Below are 19,768 nucleotides of genomic sequence, written 5' to 3' on the forward strand. Positions count from 1 at the left end.
TCCGGGCGTGTCGTCGACCCCGAAAACTGCGCCAACTGATTTGTTATCATTTCGAGAACCACCGCTGTCGGTTCGCGTAACCGGTTTAGAATCTCTTTAAAGAAGCCGAGCGCCTTTCCGGTTTGACTGCCTTGATCGGAAGGGACTGGTATTCGCGTGCGTAGATGCGACATCTCTACGAGAGAAGCGTGCGGCGTCTTGCCGCAATCTCAGTCGCGTCCGCTTACGGCTTTTCGTTGGATTCCATTGCTTCGTCCGAGCTGCGCCATCGCACGAACGCAATTTCTTTCGGAGTAGGGCCGTCGTTGGCGAAGTGTGACGTCGCTTATTACTTCGCGATGCAAAGGCATGAATGCAGCTCTACGCTGCGCCGCTCGACGCTCCGCACGCCGGACATGAACCCAGCAGCAATTATCAATGACTGAAAACACTTAGCCAGATCTCGGCTGGCGTCCAAGCGATTGGTCGGCCAGCCGCGCCTCTGCCGCGCAACGAGCGCCGCCCAAGTGCTGACACGCGAGCATCTCCGACGAGCCCAAGTATCGACATCGCGGGCTTCTAGCGCGAATGGCTCGCAGTCGCGCACGAATTCTGTGCTCACGGCGGCGCGGGCGAAGGGGATGCACGTCCGCGCATCATCATGGGGAGGTTTGACTGATGGTCTTGATTAGCTGCAGCGGAAGGCGCGCAGATTGCTCCGCGTCTTCACACGACGGCGCTTTGAGTATTGGCAAAGGCGGTGGCCCGCTTCGCGGCCGCGACCGACTCCTGCCATCTCTGCTTGCCGCCGTATCGACATTGGCGTTGAGCGCCGCAGCAGCCCAGGCGGCCGACGCCGGCTCGGCGCGGTCCACGGACGGGGCAGCCGTCAAAGCGCTGATGGCGAAGCTCGAGTCCATGGAGCAGCGCATCAACAGTCTTCAAGTCGAGCTCAAGGACGCCAAGGCAAAGAAGACGACCAGCGTCGGACAGTCCGCATCACTCGCATCTCGCCGCCCGGCCGACCCGATGCCTCTGATCGGCGCCAAGGACGCGCGTGCCGGAGGTGCGAAAGCCTCCGACAACGCGCAGACTGCGTCCAGCCAGCCGGTCGGCAACGCCATGGCGCTCGCCGACTCGAAGGACGTCAGGGACAGTGGGTCGAAGGGGGCTGATGCCGGACCATCGCCATCCCCGGCATCACGGCTGGCGGCAGCGTTCGCCGATTCGGATTCCAAGCCGCGATTTCTGCCGGCAGCAGATCTAAAAGCACCTGCGCCGCAGCCCAGCAGAGACCTGTTCGGCGCCGCGCCGTCGCCGGTCCCCGGCATGAAGATCGGCATGTACGGCGAGATCAAGCTCGGCTCGGTGCAAAATCCCGCAGCGAACGGTCAGTGGCAGAACGGCTTCGACATGGCCCGCCTTGTCTTGCTGCCGACCTATCAGGTCAATGACTCCATCACTTTCAACGCGGAGCTGGAATGGGAGCATGGCGGCACCGCATTCGATAACGACGACAAGCTGCATGGTGCGGTCGAGGTCGAGCAGGCCTTCTTCGACGTCAAGTTCAACGACCACTTCACCCTGCGTTCGCCGGGTATCGATCTCATCCCGATCTCCTTCACCAACCTGTATCACGAGCCGACGCTGTTCTACAGCGTGCAGCGGCCGGAGCTTGCCAACGGCCTGATCCCGACGACATGGTACGCGCCATCGGCAGGGTTTCACGGCAAGATCATCGACGGCTTGAACTATCAGTTCCAGGTCAGCCAGAGCGCGGAGGATTTCGGCGACGGATTCGATCATCGCGGCGACAATGGTCATATCAATCCGGGCGGCTATGAAGGCGGCATCAACGGCTCGGAAGCGCTCGCGCTCTCGCGAGCGCCGATCGGCGATTTCCGGCAGCTGAGCAACCAGCTCGCCTATACGCTGCGGCTGAGCTACACGCCGTCGTTCCTTCCCGGCTTTGCCGGAAGCTCGGCGATCTATTATTCGCCGAACGTCACGCCGCGGGGCGCCTATGCGACGCTGCCGGACGGCAGCGAGGTGCCCCTCGGCAAGAACGCGATGACGATCTTCAATACCGAGGCCCGCTATCGCGTTCCGAACACCGGGCTGGAGCTGCGGGCTGAATATGCCCACGTAAACTTCTCCAATCCGGAGAACCTCCGCGCCAACAATGATCTCGTCGACGACAACAACGTCGGCAAGAACATGTGGGGCTACTCCGGCGAGATCGCCTACCACTTCAGGGCGCCCAACGACTACGACATCGTGCCGTTCTATCGCTATACCCGACAGAACTTCCAGACGTCGGGCATGCTCGGCTCCGATCTCACCAACGGCCTGAACAACATCACGGGCAGCGGTGACATGACGTTCCACGACGTCGGCCTTGCCGTGTTTCCGAATCCCAGCCTGGTTTACAAGCTGAACTACACCAAGGTGATCGATCACAGCGCGGCGGGGGCGATGTCCGACCGGGTTCTCGCGGGCGTCGGCTGGCTCTGGTAGCCGACCGACGCGAGCAGGGGCCGCGGCCTGACGGCAGCGGCGTCTCCTCGCAAGACACAGGTTGGAGCACCCGGGCGGAGCGCGACCGCTCTCCGCCCGGGTGTGCCTCGAAACGTAGAACGGACTCGGCAGATCGGGTGGGCGGGCGAGTGGTTGAGATTGCTGATTTGAGCGCAGCTTGGCTGCGATGCCGCACGCTCGCAACGTTGCTCACGATGTCGATCGCGTTGGCGGGCTGCAACCCGGCGACGCTCGGCAGCGATAGCCGCGGCGATGACGTGCTTGACAAGGTCGGCCGGATCGACCTTTCGCCGCGCTATCCCAGGCAGGCCATGCCGGAGCAGTCGCCGGCGGCGCGGCGCGCCCGTGCCGAGATCTATGGCGGCAACGACGATGCACGAGATGCTAGGGACGCGCGAGCGGAAGCGCCGGCCGCGGGCTCGCTTCCGATCCAGCAGGTGGCCGCGCATTCGCAGCCGGTTGGCAACGGGTTCGAGCTGAACTTCGAGAATACGCCGATCGCGACGGTGGCCAAGGTGGTGCTCGGCGACGTTCTCGGCGTCGGCTACACCATCGATCCAAGGATCCAGGGAACGGTCAGCCTGTCCTCGGTGCGCCCGGTCCCGAAATCGGACGTTGCCTACGTGCTCGAGAACGCGCTCCGGCTCTCGGGGACGGCGCTGGTTCGCGACAACTCCGGATACCGGCTGATTCCACTCGGCGACGCAGTGGGTGCCGGCAACGTCGATGCCGCCGGAGGCTCGGCAGAGCCTGGTTACGGCATCTCCGTGCTGCCACTGCAATATGTCTCCGCCCCGACACTGCTGAAGCTGCTCGACAGCTTTGCGCTCAAGCCCGGCACGGTGCGCGCCGATCCCGGCCGCAACGTGCTGCTGATCCAGGGGACGGGCGCCGAGCGACGCACCGCGATCGATGCCGCGCTGAGCTTCGATGCGGACTGGATGCGCGGACAGTCGATCGGGATCTTTCCCATCGTCAATGGCAATCCCGAGCCGATCGTCGCCGAGCTCGAGAAGATCATGGACACCGGCGACAGCGGGCTCGGCCAGAACATGGTGAAGTTCCAGACTGTCAGCCGGATGAACGCCGTCATGGTCATCAGCCGCAAGCCGGCGCTGCTGCATACGGCGGAGACCTGGATCAAGCGGCTCGATGCCGGCAACACGCTGCGCAACAGCGTCCATGTCTACCGTGTCAAGTATGGCGAGGCGCGCCAGATGGCGCGGGTGCTGAACGACATGTTCACCGGAAACGCGGGCAGCGCGGCCGAGGGATCGTCGACTGACCTCGCTCCCGGGTCCGGAGCATCGTCGAGCTCGAGCAGCGAACGGCTCTCGGCCGCCGGCGCGACGGCTCAGTCGGGCGGCTTCGCGAGCCAGCAGCAGGGCAATGCCGGCCTGGTCGCCAACCGCGGCTTCGGCGGGGCGCCGCCGCCGACCCAGGCGGGACTCGATGCGGGATCGGAATCGCGCGCATCGGGTTCGGGCGGCAAGCCGCTCATGGAGGGCGTGCGGATCACTCCCGACGTCGTCAACAACACGCTTCTCATCTATGCCGACAGGGAAAACTACCGGCTGATCGAAGCTACCCTGCGTCAGTGCGATCGTCCGCAGCTGCAGGTCGCGATCGACGCGACGATCGCCGAAGTCACGCTCAACGATTCGCTGAACTACGGCGTGCAGGCCTATCTCACCAGCAAGAACCTCGGCCTGAGACCCGACCAGGGGTCAGTGCTCAACACCACCTCGACATCGGCGCCGGCAACGGTCGCCTCGGCCGCGGGAACGATCACCAACGCCTTTCTCAGCCGCGCTTTTCCCGGGTTCAATTTCTTGGTCGGGTCGGAATCCCAGCCGAGCGCGATCCTCAGCGCGCTGCATACCGTCACGGATGTCAAGGTGCTGTCCAACCCATCGCTGGTGGTGATCGACAACCAGGCGGCGACATTGCAGGTCGGCGATCAGGTGCCGGTCTCGACCGGCAGCGCCACGGTGCTGACGACCAACAACACGGTCGTCAACACGATCGACTACCGCAACACCGGAATCATCCTGCGCGTCGCTCCGCGGGTCAACGAGAACGGCAACGTCCGGCTGGAGATCGAGCAGGAGATCAGCAACGTCTCGCCGCAGACCGCCAACAGCCTCACGCCGACGGTCGCTCAGCGCAAGGTGAAGAGCTCGGTGGCAGTTGCCAGCGGCCAGACCGTGCTGCTGGCCGGTCTCATCAGCGAAACCCATCAGGGCAGCCGCAGCGGCGTTCCGGGGATCGACCAGATCCCGGGCCTCGGCGACCTCTTCAGCAACAACGACCGCAGCCGCGGACGGACCGAGCTGATCATCTTCATTCGCCCCCAGATCATCCGCGACGGGACCGACGCCCATTACGTCGCCGAGGAGCTGCGCTCCAAACTGCGCGGCACGATCAGGCCTGTCTCGACAAGTGCGCTTCAGACTCCGCGGGTCAATCGATGATGCGGCATGCGACAACGGCCTTCGCTGTTCTGGCGCTCGCCTTCGGCATCGCCGCGGCCGACGCGCGGCCGCACGGAAACGCGTGGGCCGCGCTGGCGCGCGGCGATTATGTCAGGGCGGCCGCAGGGTTGGCGCCGATGGCGCAGAGTGGACATCCGCGCGCCATGACCGCGCTCGGCTACATGTATGAAAACGGGTTCGGCGTCCCGCAGTCCTACGAGGCGGCGGTCGAGCTCTATATCGGAGCCGCCGAGCGCGGCGATCCGACAGCGCAGCACCTCTTGGGCCTGAGCTACGACAAGGGGCATGGCGTCTGCCAGGACCTCGTGCTGGCCTACAAATGGCTCAATCTTGCGGCGGCCGCAGCGCCCAATCGTCTGCGCGAACCTTATTTGCGAATCCGGGACGCCGTCGCGTTCAAGATGTCGCCCGATCAGATCGCCGACGGCCAACGGCTCGCGCTCGAATGGCGGCCGACGCAGCCCGGCGGAGTTCGCGCGACCGCATCGAGTTCGGGTTTGTAGTTGTTCTAATCAGCTGACCGCAGAAGGGTCATCTTTGGTATCGAGAACGAACTGTTCAACAATCCAGACCTCGACAATGAGGTGATCGACAACGATCCGTCACGGGACGCGCCATGAGCTCGACTCCTCCTCTACGATTGGCCGACGATCTGCAGGATCGTCGGGGGTCGGTCCGGCTCGCCGCTGGACGGGTCGGCGCTGCGGCGCAGGACAGCGCGGGGATGGGATCATCGACGGCGACCAATCCCGCAGGTCCCGAGTCCGCCGACGACATCGCGCGGCAGCTCGGATTGACTCGGATCGCGCTGTCCGATTTGCTGGCGTCCAGACCGCTCACAGGACATTTTTCACGGCGCTTCCTGCGGGAGACGATGGTCTTCCCGTTCCAATCCGCCGGGCACGGACCATGCCTTGCGGTGGCGGATCCCCGCGACACCGCAGCGGCACGCGCCGCGGAGCTGGTGTTCGGCACGGCGGTCGAACTGGTGGTCGCCTCCGCCGAGGATGTTGCCACCGCGCTGAACCAGCTCGCCGGCGAGGACGAGCTACCGGCGCGCACCGAAACGGCTGAGCCGCAGCTGCGCGACGACGACATCGAGGGCTTGCGCGACCTCGCCACCGGAGCGCCGGTGGTACGCGCGGTCAACGATCTGTTCGAGCGGGCGGTGGAGCTGCGCGCCAGCGACATCCATGTCGAGGCGATGCGGAGCGGGCTATCGGTCCGGATGCGTGTCGACGGCCTGCTGAAGCCGCTCCCTGAGCCGTCCGGCGTGCTGCCCCAAGCCGTCATCTCGCGCATCAAGATCGTCGCCGGGCTGAACATCGCGGAACGGCGCCTGCCTCAGGATGGCGCTGCGCGGCTTCGCATCGGCCGCATCGAGTTGGACGTGCGCGTCGCCGTGATGCCGACGCAATATGGCGAGTCGGCGGCGATCCGGCTGCTTCCCAAGGATCGGGGTCTGCTCGCGATCGAGAAGCTCGGCTTTTCTCCCCACGACGATCGATCGCTGCGCCGCCTGCTGGCGCTGCCGCACGGCATGATCGTGATCTGCGGGCCGACCGGCAGCGGGAAGACCACCACGCTCGCCACCGCGCTGTCGATCCTCAACGAGCCCACGCGCAAGATCCTCACCATCGAGGACCCGGTCGAGTATGAGATACCGGGCATCAACCAATCGCAGGTCAAGCCATCGATCGGGTTGACCTTCGCCTCCGCCCTGCGGTCCTTCGTGCGGCAGGATCCCGATGTGATCATGGTCGGAGAGGTCCGTGACGGCGAGACCGCCCACGTCGCGGTCCATGCCGCGCTGACCGGCCATCTCGTGCTGACCACGCTGCATACCGAGAACGCCGCGGCTGCTGTGCCGCGTTTGCTCGATCTCGGCGTCGAGGACTTTCTGCTGCGCTCGACGCTCCGCGCGGTGATCGCCCAGCGGCTGGTGCGCCGGCTGTGCGAGCGCTGCAGGTCGAAGCGGATGCTCGGCGCCGACGATCTCTGCGCGGACCCGCGCTACGCCGCGATGGGCTTCGACGTCGGCGAGACGGTCTACGAGCCGGCGGGTTGCGAGCACTGCGGCGGCACCGGCTATCGCGGCCGGCTCGGCATCTTCGAGGTTCTGGAGCTGAATCCGGAGATCCGGTCACTGATCCAGGGCACGACCGATGCGGCCGTGATCGACCGCAGCGCCATTCTGAACGGCATGACCACGATGCTCGACGATGGTGTCGCGAAGTGCCGGGCCGGCGCCACGTCGGTCGCGGAGATCCTGCGCGTCACAACGTTACGGTGAGCCGGTGAGCAGATTCCGCTATCGCGCACTGACCGAGAACGGCGACGTCGTGCACGGCACGATCTCGGCTGCCACCGCCAAGGAGGTGATCGACCGGATCGAGTATCTGCGGCTGCTGCCGATCGAGACGGTCGAGGAAAAGGCCGCGAGCGTCCTCGCCCGCGACACTCTCGCGCTGTTCGGCGGTCCGACGCCTGGCGATGTCACGACCTTCACGCGCGATCTGGCGCTGTTGTTGAAGGCCGGAGCCCGCCTCGAGGACTCGCTCGAGCTTCTCGCTGGCGATGCCGATATCGGTCGGCTGCGTCCGATCGTCAGCCGGTTGCGATCCAGCGTCCTGGCTGGAGAAAGTTTCGCCGAAGCGCTGACGCATCATGCCTTGCAGTTTCCCGCGATGTACGTTGCGCTGGTGCGGGTCGGGGAGGTCTCGGGCACCCTCGATCATGTGCTCGATGTGCTCGGCGCCGAGCGGGCGCGCGCGGAGGCGATGCGTCGCAAGCTCAGCGACGCGATGCAGTACCCGCTGTTCGTCCTGATCGCCGCGCTTCTGGTGATGCTGTTCTTCTTCATCGTCGTGCTGCCGCAGTTCTCGGCGGTGCTGCGCGATTTCGGCGCCAGGTCCGACGCCGCCATCAACACGTTTCTCGACATCTCCGATTTCGTCCGTGGCAACGGCGCGGTGATCGCGCTGTCGGCGAGCGCGCTGATTGCTGCCGCTCTCCTCCTCCTTGGCCGCGCAAGCGTGCGCGCTGCCGTGATCGGGCGGGTCTGCCGGCTTCCGGGTCTCGCAACCGTGTTCAGGTCGTATCGCACGAGCGTATTCTGCCGCAATCTCGCGATCCTGCTCGGCAGCGGGCTGACCTTGACGGCGACGCTGCGCATCCTGGTCGACATCATGGCGGCCACCGGCAGCGCCGCGGCGTGGAACGCCGCGGCCGACCGCGTTCGTCACGGCGGCAAGCTGTCGGAAGCGCTGGCAGCGACGAACATTCTGCCGGCCATGGCCACGCGGATGATCCGGATCGGCGAGGAGACCGGACAGCTGCCGGTTCTCGCCGGCCGCATCGCCGAGTTCTACGAGGCGAAGCTGCAGCGCGGTCTCGATCGCATCGTGGGCATCGTCGGTCCGGCCGCGATCATTCTCATCAGCACCGTCGTGGGCGGTCTCATCGTCTCGGTGATGACCGCGCTGCTGTCGGTGACGCAACTCGTCGGGTAGAACAAGATGGACAATCGCATGAAACAGGCAGGGATCAGCTGTACCGCGCGGCGGACCAACATTGCGCGCGACGACCCTCAGAGCGGCTTCACGCTCGTCGAGATGCTGGTCGTCATTGCCATCATCGGAATGATCATGGGTCTGATCGGACCGCGTGTGCTGTCCTCCCTGAACGAATCCCGGGTCAAGACGGCCCGGATTCAAATTCAGAGTTTTTCGAGCGCGCTCGATCTGTTCTATCTCGACACCGGGCGCTATCCGACCTCGTCGGAAGGTCTGACCGCGCTGGTCCGGCCTGCCTCGACCATCGCAGGCTGGGCGGGTCCGTATCTCAAGGGAGGAAATGTCCCGAGCGATCCCTGGAATCACGCCTACGTCTACCGGTCGCCCGGACAGCATGTGCCCTATGAAATCGTGTCGTACGGATCGGACGGGCAGGAGGGCGGCGTGGATCTCGCCGCCGACATCTCTTCGTCGATCACGATGGGTGCCAAATAGCGATGGTTGGCCGTGACGGCTGCGAGGCCGGCTTCACTCTGATCGAGATGGTCTGTGTGCTTGCGATCGTCGCGCTGCTGGCGTCCGTCGCGGTCCCCGCCGTCTCGCGGCAGACCTCGCGGCCGCAACTCGAGGCCTATGCGATCGAGGCTGCTGCGCTGCTGAAGGCCGATCGCAACGCCGCGATCAGGCGAGGCTTGGAGGTCGTGACTCGCATCGACGCGCAGGCGCGCTCGCTCAGCTCGGGCGCGAACGGGCAGGTCGTTCGCTTGCCGACCGACGTGCGGGTCGAGACGGTGCTGCCGCGTCGTTGCGACGACCGGCCCGCAATCCAGACCATCAGCTTCTTCGGATCGGGCATGTCGTGCGGCGGCGTCATCACGCTCACCCATCTCGATGCGGGCTACCAAATTCGCGTCAACTGGCTGACAGGAGGGATCGAGATTGTCCCGAGCACTGGTCTGTCGAGCCGATAGGCCGACGGCAGGATTTACCCTGATCGAGACGTTGGTCGCGCTCGCGATCATGGCGGTGTCGCTCGTCGCGATCGGCGCGCTCATGGGGTCCTCGGCGCGCGGCAGCAGGAAGCTGGAGCAGCATGTCGCTCTGGTACAGGCGGCCTATAACGCACTGTGGCTGGCCTTTCCGTCCCGCCTGCCGCCGGCATCGCCGACGCAGTCCGGGGAGTCGACGGCACATCTCTGGCGCGCGCAGGCAGAGCCTTTCGCCATCGATGGCGGCGCGCCGGACAGCGCGTCGGCGTGGATCCCAAAGAAGATCGTGCTCCAGGTGCGATCGCCATCGGGCGCGACCATGGAGCTGGAAACCGTCCGGCTGTTTCGAAGGCGGGCCGAGTGATGGCGACGCGGACCAACGATACTCAAGCTGGCTTCACCCTCGTGGAAGTCCTCGTCGCCATGGTCTTGATGGGGCTGCTGATCTCCGCGCTGCTCGCGATCACATCGCAATGGCTGCCGAACTGGGATCGCGGCCTGTATCGCATCCAACGCAGCGAATCCATCAGCATGGCGCTCGATCGCATCGGCGCCGATATCGCGGCCTCCGAATTCATCAAGCCGGATGGGCAGGCCAAGTCGGTTCTGTTCGACGGATCGGAGACGTCGATCACGCTCGTTCGAACGGCGCTCGGACCGCATCGGGGCCGGGGACTGGACGTGGTCCGCATCACCGAAGGCGGCGGCGATGGCGCGGCGTTGACCCGCACCCGCGCGGCATTCGCGCCCGGCAGTCCGTCCGCCCGGGATTTCGGTGATCCGGTGGTGCTGCTGAAGGCGCCGTACCGGGTGTCGTTTGCCTATGCGGGGACAGACCGGATCTGGAGTCCATCGTGGCAGAATGCAGAAAGGCTGCCTGCGGCCGTGCGGGTGACGGTGCACGACGGAAGCCGCGCAAGCGCACCGTCGCTGTCACGGATCGCCGTCATTCGTGTTTCGGCGCCGCCCGACAGCGTCTGCCGGCCCGCGGACCCCACCTGCGACAGACACGCTCTCTCGGCCGATGCAACGGTCGGGCGCGCCTCCACAGCATCGAAGCAATGATGATGTGGCGACAGAAGCACCCGCGAGATCCGGATCCCGATGATCGGGAAGGCGGCTTCGTACTCATTGCGGTGCTGTGGCTCCTGGTCTCGCTGGCTGGACTGGCAGGAGCCTTGTCCGTCTATCTCGTCAGCACCTCTCAACGCCTGTCGCTCGATGATGCTCGCCTGCGATCGGCGGCGCTGGCCTCGGCAGGCCTCGAGCTTGCGGCCTACAGATTGTCCGCGTCGCCGAAGCCGCAGCGCCCCGCCGCCGGCGCCTTTTCATTCCGGCTCGATCATGCGCAGGTTTCGGTCACGTTCCGGTCGGAAGCCGCCCGAATCGATCTCAACCAGGCATCCAGGCAGATGCTGGCCAACCTGTTCGAGGTTCTCGGCGCGCGCGCGGACAAGGCCGGCGAGTATGCCGAGCGGATCGTCGGCTGGCGAACGCCGCCGGCTGACAACGTTGCGGACGCGGAGCGCGATCTCTACCGCACGGCCGGCGCGGACTACATGCCTCGTTCCGCGCCGTTCGCAAACGTCGAGGAGCTTCGGCTGGTGCTCAACCTGCCGCCGCCGCTGGTCGACAGAGCCATGTCCTTCGTCACCGTCTTCAGCGGCCGGCGCGAGATCGACGCGCTGGAGGCCGCCCCCGAGGTGGTGGCCGCGCTTCCCGGGATGACCCAGGAGCAGTTGAAGAGCTTCCTCGATCAGCGGGCCGGCCTGCGCCGCGACGTCAGGTCGCTCAACGCGGCGCTGGGGCCGGCGCGCGCCGGAGCGACCTTGGAGGTCGCCGATGCCGTCCGCGTGTGGGTCACGATCGGCTTTGACGGCGGTCGCAGGGCCGCAACGGAAGCGGTCATCCTGCTGGGCGATGGTGAGGATCCTTACCGCGTCCTGGCGTGGCGCGATGATGTCAACACTCCGGGGATGCTTCGGCCAACAGGAAAGGCGCCGAGATGACGATGTCGACGCGCGTGCGCCGCGAACTGGCGGCCTGGATCGGCTCCGTCGCCGAAGCCGTGGTGGCCGCGATAGGCCGGCTCACCATCAAGCCGTCTGTCCGGCTGATCGAGATTGAACGGAACGTCTTCATCATGCGGATGCTCGCGCGACCCGGGCGATCCGTCCCGCCCGATTGTCGCATTCTCCTGCCGGACGGCGACGCGAGCCTGCCCGCGCCTCCGGAGAGCTGGAAGGCGGCCGTTCACGGCAGCCGGATCGAAGTCGTGCTGAGGCCGGACCGTTTTCTCTGGCGGCCGCTGGATCTGCCCAAGCGCGCCGTCGAGTTTCTCGATGCCATGGTCCGCTCGCAGCTCGACCGGTTGACGCCGTGGTCGGCGCATGAGGCCGTGTTCGGCAGGACTGCGCCGGTCGAGATATCGAGTGAGCGCATCCAAACAACCGTGATCGCCGCGCCAAGGCCGAAGCTGGAATCTCTCATTCGCCTCGCCGAGTCCTGGCGGGCTGGATCGATCATCCTGTTTGCTGCGCCTGAGACGGCGCCGATGCCGGTCGACGACCGGCTCACCGCAACCAATGCAACGAGGTTGACCGAGCAGCGCCTGGGGGGATCGCTCGACGTCGGCCGTGTCAGTCGGGTCCTGGCCGCTCTGTTGATCGTCGCCGCAATCTCAGCGGCGCTGTCTTTCGCGGCGGGGAGCCTGCTGGGCGAGAGGCTGGACGAGCAGCAAGGCCAGCTCACGCGGAGGATCTCCGAGCGGCGCGCAGCGCTGCGCCTCGATCTGCAGGGCACCGACAACGCCGCGCTGCGAGGCCTGATGCGACGCAAGCAGGAAAGCCCCGCGGCGGTCGTGCTGATGGAGGCGCTGTCCCGGATACTGCCCGACAACACGTATGTGACCGAGCTGCGGATCGAGAAAGACAGACTGCAAATCGTCGGAATGACCCAGGATGCGCCGGCACTGGTCAAATTGATCGAGCAGTCGGCGCACTTCACGCGCGCGACCTTCTTCGCGCCGACCACGCGTTCGGCTGATGATCCCGGACAACGGTTCCATATCGAAGCGGGCATCAAGCCCCATTTTGGACTTGGCACATGAGCGTCGCAAAGCTCGTCACGGACAATTCCGCATCGCCCTCGATCGCCGCCGCCGCCTATGCGGGACTGCTGATCGTGCTGATCTCGGTCACGGTGCTGTCGATCAAGAGCATGATCGATCAGCGCAGCGAAGTGACCTCGCTCGCCGATACACTCCACCTGCTGGACGCCCACAGCATGGCGGCCGCGCGTCAGGCCGGCAACGGCGATGCCGGCATGACGGGATCGGCCTTTCTCGAAGGACCGACCGTGACCGTGGCAGGAGCAGCGCTGCTGCAGCGCCTTGGCGACGTGGTGACGCGTCATGGCGGCAGCGTGTCGTCGTCGCAGCTCGATGTGCAGGGCCCCCGCGCCAAGGACGGTGATATCAGCGGGAGCGCGAGCTTCGAGGCCGGTCAGTCCGATCTGCAGCCGATCCTCTACGATCTGGAGGCCGGCATGCCCTGTCTGTTCGTCGACGAGCTGGTCGTCGAGGGGAACGCGCCCGCGGCGGCATCCGGCGGAAAACTGCGCGTGCTGATGACGGTCTCCGGACAGTGGCAGGGCCCGCAATGAGCAGTCGCGCCAAGCTTTGCACGATCGGCTGTTGCGGCGTTCTGGCGGTGGCGTCGGCGTTCGGCATCGCCCATTCGGCCGGTCTGGACGTCTCGGGAGCGGTCTCCGCCGAACAGCCGAGCGGACCGGCGCAAGGCCCGTCCATCGCGCAGCGAACGCCATCGCGAACCGACAACCCATTATGGGGCATTCCGCTCGAGCAATTGTCGGCGACGCGCGAGCGCCCGCTATTTTCGCCGTCTCGCCGCCCTCCGCCGACGGAGGCTCCGCTGCCGGCCGTCGTGGAGGCTCCGGTGATGCAGGAGCCGCCCGCACCGGAACGGCCGCAACTCGCGCTCGTCGGCACCGTCGTGAACGGAGACCGCGGCCTTGCGGTGTTCGTCGATACGAGCAGCAAGACGCCGTTGCGGATCAGAACCGGCGCGGACTATCAGGGTTGGACGCTGCGTCTCGTCGAGGCGAGATCGGTCACGCTGCAACGGGGCGAGGACGTCACCGTTCTCACGCTGCTGCCGGCGCAGGCGCCGGCCCAGCCGACGAATTCAGCTAACGAAAGTTTTGCGCAGATGCCGTCAACCCCCACTGCGCCCCCGCTGGCTCAAGCAGGGCCGCCCTTTCTGTCGCCGGAGTCGAGGCTGCTCCGGATGCATCAACGCCAACGCTCGGGACGCCGTCAATTGTAAGGATGGATCCGATCTGGATCGAAGCGTGACGATAGGCGCCGGCAGGCCGCACCGACAAAAGCGATGCGGCTCTCGGTCGATGGCGCTCAGCGCTTGCACAATCCGCTCGTCAGCACCCATCCCTTGTCCGTGAGAGCCGCGGAGACGATGTCGAAATACAGGCGCTTGTCGGGGTCGTCCTCCGATACGAAAGAGACCTGGCACAGGAAACGCCCGCCCACGTCGCCCTTGTCGCAGGTCGCCTCGACGATCTTGAGGCCCTTGTCGTGGCGGACGCCGGATGACGGCGCCTCCTGCTCATAGGCCTTCTGGATGATCTCGGTGGTCGGTGCTCCACAGGCCATGCCGGTTACGTTGCAGGCCCATGCGAGAACAACAGCAAGCAGCATCGTTCGGTCTCCTCGGAGCGGGGCACTCACAAACATGTCCAGCAGCGTTCGCGTCCGACACGATCTCATGAGCTTCATGGCGAGCTACGAGAGCTGGTTGTCGTTTTTGTGTCGCTGCTGTCCGCCACGCGCACAACGCAGGCGTCTGGACGTGTAGTTAGATCGATTCTTAAACGCCGGTCGGCAATTCTCACAAAGCGAAAGAAAACGTCACAAAGGAGCCACCCGACATGGCGACGAAGGCCGAGGGGACGATGCGGCAGATCGGCTGATGAGTTCGGACTGCTCATTCGAATTCCGCATCCCGGGGACGGCGATCGTTCCTACCGGTGTATCTCGAGCCAGATGGGGATCAGGCATGTTAGTTGGGCGTGTGCGCAAGCCAACTCTGCGATTACTGACGTCGGCGGCCGCGATGTTGGCCGGTTTGACCGTTGCGGGTCCTGCGGCGCAGGCCCACGATCTGGCCGAGCCGACGGTGTTCAGGAGTTGGCATGGCGTGCTCGATCTGCTGATGATCGCGCGCCCCAAGCCGATCTCGACGATCACCTATGAGCCCCCTGGGGGCTCGCCGATGAACCCGACCGGCTGGGTCTACGAGATCTGTCGGCGGCCGGCCTCAGGCGACAAATGTCCTGCCGGCGCCGCGGTGGCGGATTATGGTGGCGTGCGACTGGCGCTGCAGAAGGGGGATACGCTGAAGATCAGGCTGGTGAACCAGCTGCCGCAGCTCGACCCAGCCAAGGTGAATCACAACACCGATCCCGGCCAGGCCAACCTGTTTCGCAATCCGACCAACCTGCATACCCATGGGCTGATCGTCGAGCCGCGCGCGCCGACGCTGACCGACCAGACGTTCGGGGACTACGTCTTCGTTCAGATCTTCAACTCGGCCAACGGCATGCCGGTGCCGCAGACCACCCATCAGCACGGCTCCAACAAGATGGACTCCGCGGATTACCGCATCGAGATTCCGCGCAACCACCCGTCGGGCCAGTTCTGGTTTCACCCGCACATTCATGGCATTTCGCTCAACCAGGTCTCGCAAGGCCTGGCGGGCATCATCTCGGTCGGCGAGGTCTCGGACTATGCGCATGGCGATGCCAGGCATTCGCCGTTTCCGGACGCGAGCGTGCGCCATCTGATCCTGAAGGATCTTCAGGTCGCGCCCGGCGGCCCGGTGCAGTTCGACAGCGGTCCGGTGGACGTCCAGCCCGGCGAGGTGATCAACCAGCAGGATCCGGGCTTCTGCGCCCAGTTTCCGGCAGACAGCTCCGAAGTGCGTGAGGGGGCGTGCCCGGGCGTCGATCTGTCGGCCGATGGCGGCTCCAACTTCTCCGGCGGCAAATGGTTCTTCACGGTCAACGGCCAGACGTTCCCGAAGATCAAGGTCACCGATCCCGATGGCGAGGTCTGGCGGCTCACCAATGCGTCCGGCAGCCTGTCCTACAATCTTCAGCTGACCGATGACGAGACGCAGAAGCCGATGGTCATGCAGCTGATCTCGGTCGACGGCGTGAGCGTGAACCTGCCGCAGGATACGACGATGGACACCATGGTTCGTCTCGGCGGCGCCCGCTTCAGGGTCGTTCCCTGTCCGCCGTCGCCAACGTCGGGCTTTCATTCGAAGCCGGTCTGCGTCACCCAGATGGTCATGATGCCGAGCTCGCGCACCGAGGTGTTCGTCACCTATCGCGATCCCGCGACAGGTGCCATCGCCAGCCTTGGGCGGTCCGCCTCCGCGACCTTCAAGATGGCCGGATTGACGATGGGTAGCGGCGATCAGTGGCCGGCGGTCGATCTCGCCAAGGTGCACTTCCACCAGCGCGGTTGGCGCAATCACATCGCCTACGCCATGGACATCAGGGGAGACGCCTTGGCGACCATGCAGCCGTCGGGCATCCTCGATGCCAAGGTGCGGTACGCGAACGCCGCGCCGCTGCGTGCCGGCTGCCGTCCGCTGCCGGCGGGGCATCGCCGCCGGATCTTCTTCGGCATCGCCGACCTGACCGACGACGGCACCTTCGGTCTCGGCTATGAGGAGGTCGATCAGAACGGCAACCCGGTGCCCGGCACCCAGCTCCCGGTGAGCCAGTTCGACCCGTCGCAGAACATCGTCTGTCTGCCGCTCGCGCCGGGACAGCGCCCCGTCCACGAGACCTGGGAGCTGGTGCAGCTGTCGACGGAAAATCACAACTTCCACATTCACCAGACGCGCTTCCGGACCGTCAACAGCAAGGCGGGAGAGAACACGCCGCTGTCGGTATCGCTGAACAGGAGCATCGGCGGGGGCATGCTGCAGGACAACGTCCCGCTCGGCGTCGCGACTCCGAACGTCCCGGAAGTAATGGAATCCCAGAGCGGGGTCTGCAGCATCGAGCAGTGGCGGAACGGGCAGTGCACGTCGAAGCCCGTGGTGGTTGATATCCCGTTCTCACAGGTCGGCGAGTTCGTCTATCACTGCCATATTCTCGAACATGAGGACGGGGGCATGATGGCGAAGATCAAGGTCGTGCCCTCGCCCTATGGCGGCAATCCGTGGGAGGCAATGAACCAGATGCCGTGGTAGTTGCGGCAGCGGTCTTCTGGCATGTCGTTCACGAGGTCGGCGCCTCATCTGCGGCGCCGACCTTCGTTTGTGCGCAGCGTTGCTCTTGCGCGGCCGCCTTACCGCCGCGAAGGACGATCGCCTGCCAAACGCGACGCGCTTTCCAGGTCCTGTTCGAAGAAGGGATTACGCATTTTGAATCGATCTAAACGGCTGCAAACGCCTTTGCATGACTTTGAAATGTCAGGCTCGCGTGCAGCAAGCTGCGCGAGCGCGGTCCCCGCGATGTGGCGATCTGCAGCAACATTGTTATTCCTCAGCCGCTCCGGCAAAACGCCAACATCGACGCGGCAATTCGCCGCAATCGAAACACTACTCTCTCGACTGACATTCGGAGCCATTTGCATCGCGCTTGGTTGCGAACGTCGCAAGGACGGAGGCAGACCCGCGAACGGGTAGGGCTGTTGCCGAGGCAAAGTGTGATCGATCGCTCGGGTTCATTGTCGCACTGAACTGGATGGTTCGGAGCGTCGCTGCTGCGGTTTAGACGGCCTCGCAGGAGAGGTTGACGGCGATTGATGCCCTGAGAAGACGAAATGCGTTCGGCGAGGGAGGGCGTACCATGGAAACAAAGTTGAGGTGGACGAGATGAGCGATTGGTTGAAATGGACGGCGCCCGCAGTGGCCGTCATGTCGATCGCCGCACCGGCCCATGCCATTCAGTACATGAGCGTCGAAGAGGCGCAGAAGGCCGCATTTCCGGGAGCCAGCTTTTCCGAAGTCCAGCCGGGCCGGGTCTGGAAGGCGAGCAATGGCGGCTACTTCTATTACGATCACGTCGTCGGCAAGCACCTCCTGATCGACTACACGGTTGCCGTCGGACCCGACGGGCGGGTGCGTCGCGTCGACATTCTGAACTATCGCGAATCCTATGGCGGCGAGGTGCACGATGCCAGCTGGCTCGGTCAGTTCGTCGGCAAGAGCAGTCAGAACGAGCTTCGCATCAACTCCGACATTCGCAACATCTCGGGCGCTACGCTGTCCTCGACCCATTTGACCGAGGGCGTTAAGAAGGTGCTGTCGTATCATGCCAGCCACTTCCGCTAGCCTTCGACGAGCACGGGCTCTGCTCGGGACATTCGTCGAGATCGACGTCACGGATGCACGCCGCTGCGATGCGGAGAATGCCGTTGAAGCGGCGTTTTCCGCGGTGACCGACGTGCATCGGCTGATGAGTTTCCACGATCCCGACAGCGACGTGTCGCGGCTGAACCGCGCGGCATCGAGCGGCGTCGTGAAGGTGCATTCCTGGACCTACGCCGTGCTGAAGATGGCGCTCGATGTGACCCATCACTCCGACGGCGCCTTCGACGTTGCCGTCGCTGGCGCGGCAAGGCCGTCTGTGGGCTCGACGGCGCAAGCGGATGTCCCGCAGTCGACTGCGATCGAGTTGCTCGCCGACGACCGCGTCCGTTTCCGCGATTCCGCCGTCAAGATCGATCTCGGCGGCATCGCCAAGGGGTTCGCCGTGGACCGCGCGATCGCGGCGTTGCAGAGCCGCGGCGTGCGCTCCGCAATGGTCAATGCAGGTGGGGACCTCGCCGCCTTCGGGCCCGATGCCCGCATCGTCCACATTCGCGACCCGCGTTTCCCGGACAGGCTTTTGTGCCAGGTCGAAGTAAGCAATGGGGCGCTCGCGTCGTCGGCGCGCCGCTTCGACCCGTTTCGATCGACGGAAACAATGGATACAGCGGTCGTCACGCCTTCGACCCGGCTGCCCACAGGGGCGGCCCACGGCGCCACCGTGAGCGCGCCAACTTGCATGGTTGCCGACGCGCTGACCAAGGTCGTCATGGTCGCCGGCGAGCAGTCCGCGGCGTCATTGGCGCGCTTCCAGGCGAGCGCCATGTTGATTGCGGCGAACGGCGACATTCATACGACACCGGACTGGCAAGGAGTTCACCAGCATGCGGCTTAAAGGCTTGTTTCGGTTCGCCCTCTACGGAATTCTCGGGCTCTTGTTCGCCAGCGGCGCGCTGTGGATCTATGCCGACCAGATGAAGACCCGCACGGAGCTGGACAGCGAGATGTGGCAGCAGGCCGCCGCATACCTGCTGAGCATGCATGGCGGAACTGCAATGGTGACGCTGATGCTACTTGGGGCGCTCGGTCCCATGCACGTCCAGCGCGCGTGGCGTGCCGGGAAGAATCGAGCGACCGGTATCGTCAGCCTCGCGATGTATGGTCTGCTCATCGCGACGGCGTTCGGGCTCTACTACGTCGGATCCGAAGCGCTTCGGCCCTGGATCAGCACGGTCCACATTGCGTTCGGGCTCGGCGTTCCGGCTGTCATCACCGCCCACATCATCGTCGGCCGCTCGAGCGTTGTCGCCACGGCTCAGTCCGTGCGGCCACAACGTGCGACCTCTCCGACCCTGGTTCCTGCCGACGCGCCTGCCGATGCCGATCTGGTCAACGTCATGAGCAAGGTAGGTTGACCGCATCCGGCGTTCGGCTGGCCGAGCAGTCTCCATCCCGGCAACGATTTCCTTGCTCGCAGTTGGCCAACCGCCGCATGGAGGAATTTTCCGAGCCGGCGATCGTTGCGTCCCATGAAATGGCTGTTTGATGACTCCCGATCAATCTCGGGCAGCTCGTGGTCTGCTCGACTGGTCTCAGGCTGAATTGGCTGCTCGATCCAATTTGAGTGAGAGTACCATTTGAGATTTCGAAAAAGGCCGCCGGATCCCGTCAATCAACAATTTGGCGGCCGTCAGGCGTGCCCTGGAGGCGGGAGGCGTGCAATTCATCGACGGCGACCAGCCCGGTGTTCGATTGGCGCGCTGATAGTTAACTCCGATCGCTCAGATTCCAAAGCCGCCCTGGGCTCGCTAGCCGCCCATGGAATTGGCCATCATCTACTCTGCAGCCGCGGCAACTTCTGGCGAAGCCAATAGCCGAGTTCAACA

At 65.0% G+C, this 19,768-nt stretch carries 18 protein-coding genes; 17 read left to right on the plus strand and 1 reads right to left on the minus strand.

Going from position 1 to position 19,768, the window contains the following annotated elements; all coding sequences use genetic code 11:
* Nucleotides 1-657 precede the first annotated feature (657 nt).
* The 13 genes from QX073_RS26210 (at nucleotide 658) to QX073_RS26270 (ending at nucleotide 13,862) form a co-directional block, all read left to right on the plus strand.
* Nucleotides 658-2,496: a porin gene (locus QX073_RS26210; RefSeq protein WP_315715581.1), complete on the plus strand. Its 1,839-nt coding sequence runs from the start codon at nucleotides 658-660 to the stop codon at nucleotides 2,494-2,496.
* Nucleotides 2,497-2,633: 137 nt separating this feature from the next.
* On the plus strand, nucleotides 2,634-4,991 hold the full coding sequence (gspD, locus tag QX073_RS26215) for a type II secretion system secretin GspD (RefSeq protein ID WP_316226618.1): 2,358 nt from the start codon (nucleotides 2,634-2,636) through the stop codon (nucleotides 4,989-4,991).
* The gene (locus QX073_RS26220) at nucleotides 4,988-5,515 is read left to right on the plus strand and encodes a tetratricopeptide repeat protein (protein WP_316226619.1); all 528 of its coding nucleotides are present in this window, start codon (nucleotides 4,988-4,990) and stop codon (nucleotides 5,513-5,515) included. The genes gspD and QX073_RS26220 overlap by 4 nt, the downstream gene beginning before the upstream one ends.
* A gap of 113 nt (nucleotides 5,516-5,628) precedes the next feature.
* Entirely contained in the window at nucleotides 5,629-7,305 is a 1,677-nt protein-coding gene (locus QX073_RS26225) for a GspE/PulE family protein (protein WP_410052393.1), read from the plus strand.
* Between the two features lie 4 nt (nucleotides 7,306-7,309).
* The gene (locus QX073_RS26230) at nucleotides 7,310-8,524 is read left to right on the plus strand and encodes a type II secretion system F family protein (RefSeq protein WP_316226621.1); all 1,215 of its coding nucleotides are present in this window, start codon (nucleotides 7,310-7,312) and stop codon (nucleotides 8,522-8,524) included.
* 18 nt (nucleotides 8,525-8,542) lie between these two features.
* Complete coding sequence (gene gspG, locus QX073_RS26235) at nucleotides 8,543-9,022, plus strand: type II secretion system major pseudopilin GspG (RefSeq protein ID WP_316226622.1); 480 nt, start codon at nucleotides 8,543-8,545, stop codon at nucleotides 9,020-9,022.
* A gap of 2 nt (nucleotides 9,023-9,024) precedes the next feature.
* The gene (locus tag QX073_RS26240) at nucleotides 9,025-9,498 is read left to right on the plus strand and encodes a prepilin-type N-terminal cleavage/methylation domain-containing protein (RefSeq protein ID WP_315715587.1); all 474 of its coding nucleotides are present in this window, start codon (nucleotides 9,025-9,027) and stop codon (nucleotides 9,496-9,498) included.
* A complete protein-coding gene (locus QX073_RS26245) occupies nucleotides 9,479-9,880 on the plus strand; it encodes a type II secretion system protein (RefSeq protein ID WP_316226657.1) in 402 nt (133 codons plus the stop codon). Before QX073_RS26240 ends, QX073_RS26245 begins: the two co-directional genes overlap by 20 nt.
* Entirely contained in the window at nucleotides 9,880-10,581 is a 702-nt protein-coding gene (locus QX073_RS26250) for a prepilin-type N-terminal cleavage/methylation domain-containing protein (RefSeq protein ID WP_315715588.1), read from the plus strand. The genes QX073_RS26245 and QX073_RS26250 overlap by 1 nt, the downstream gene beginning before the upstream one ends.
* Nucleotides 10,582-10,583: 2 nt before the next feature.
* Entirely contained in the window at nucleotides 10,584-11,525 is a 942-nt protein-coding gene (locus QX073_RS26255; protein WP_316172183.1) for a type II secretion system protein GspK, read from the plus strand.
* Nucleotides 11,522-12,625 (plus strand): PilN domain-containing protein, encoded by a 1,104-nt coding sequence (locus tag QX073_RS26260; RefSeq protein ID WP_316202520.1) that lies wholly within the window; start codon nucleotides 11,522-11,524, stop codon nucleotides 12,623-12,625. The genes QX073_RS26255 and QX073_RS26260 overlap by 4 nt, the downstream gene beginning before the upstream one ends.
* Nucleotides 12,622-13,179 (plus strand): type II secretion system protein GspM, encoded by a 558-nt coding sequence (gene gspM / locus QX073_RS26265; RefSeq protein ID WP_316226623.1) that lies wholly within the window; start codon nucleotides 12,622-12,624, stop codon nucleotides 13,177-13,179. The genes QX073_RS26260 and gspM overlap by 4 nt, the downstream gene beginning before the upstream one ends.
* A 47-nt stretch (nucleotides 13,180-13,226) precedes the next feature.
* Nucleotides 13,227-13,862 (plus strand): hypothetical protein, encoded by a 636-nt coding sequence (locus QX073_RS26270; RefSeq protein WP_316226624.1) that lies wholly within the window; start codon nucleotides 13,227-13,229, stop codon nucleotides 13,860-13,862.
* An 86-nt stretch (nucleotides 13,863-13,948) separates the two neighbouring features.
* On the opposite strand, the gene QX073_RS26275 is transcribed toward QX073_RS26270, so the two are convergent.
* On the minus strand, nucleotides 13,949-14,251 hold the full coding sequence (locus tag QX073_RS26275; RefSeq protein ID WP_315715593.1) for a hypothetical protein: 303 nt from the start codon (nucleotides 14,249-14,251) through the stop codon (nucleotides 13,949-13,951).
* A gap of 574 nt (nucleotides 14,252-14,825) precedes the next feature.
* Here QX073_RS26275 and QX073_RS26280 point away from each other — a divergent pair.
* From QX073_RS26280 to QX073_RS26295, 4 genes are all read left to right on the plus strand, one after another.
* Nucleotides 14,826-16,820: a multicopper oxidase domain-containing protein gene (locus QX073_RS26280; protein WP_316226658.1), complete on the plus strand. Its 1,995-nt coding sequence runs from the start codon at nucleotides 14,826-14,828 to the stop codon at nucleotides 16,818-16,820.
* 627 nt (nucleotides 16,821-17,447) lie between these two features.
* Nucleotides 17,448-17,906 carry an FMN-binding protein gene (locus tag QX073_RS26285; protein WP_315715594.1) on the plus strand — a complete coding sequence of 153 codons (459 nt, stop codon included), beginning with the start codon at nucleotides 17,448-17,450 and terminating at the stop codon, nucleotides 17,904-17,906.
* On the plus strand, nucleotides 17,887-18,777 hold the full coding sequence (locus QX073_RS26290) for an FAD:protein FMN transferase (protein ID WP_315828122.1): 891 nt from the start codon (nucleotides 17,887-17,889) through the stop codon (nucleotides 18,775-18,777). The genes QX073_RS26285 and QX073_RS26290 overlap by 20 nt, the downstream gene beginning before the upstream one ends.
* The gene (locus tag QX073_RS26295; RefSeq protein ID WP_315828123.1) at nucleotides 18,767-19,297 is read left to right on the plus strand and encodes a hypothetical protein; all 531 of its coding nucleotides are present in this window, start codon (nucleotides 18,767-18,769) and stop codon (nucleotides 19,295-19,297) included. The genes QX073_RS26290 and QX073_RS26295 overlap by 11 nt, the downstream gene beginning before the upstream one ends.
* The last annotated feature ends 471 nt before the right edge of the window (nucleotides 19,298-19,768 follow it).

The sequence above is a fragment of the Bradyrhizobium sp. SZCCHNS3052 genome (assembly GCF_032484495.1).
Lineage (GTDB): Bacteria > Pseudomonadota > Alphaproteobacteria > Rhizobiales > Xanthobacteraceae > Bradyrhizobium.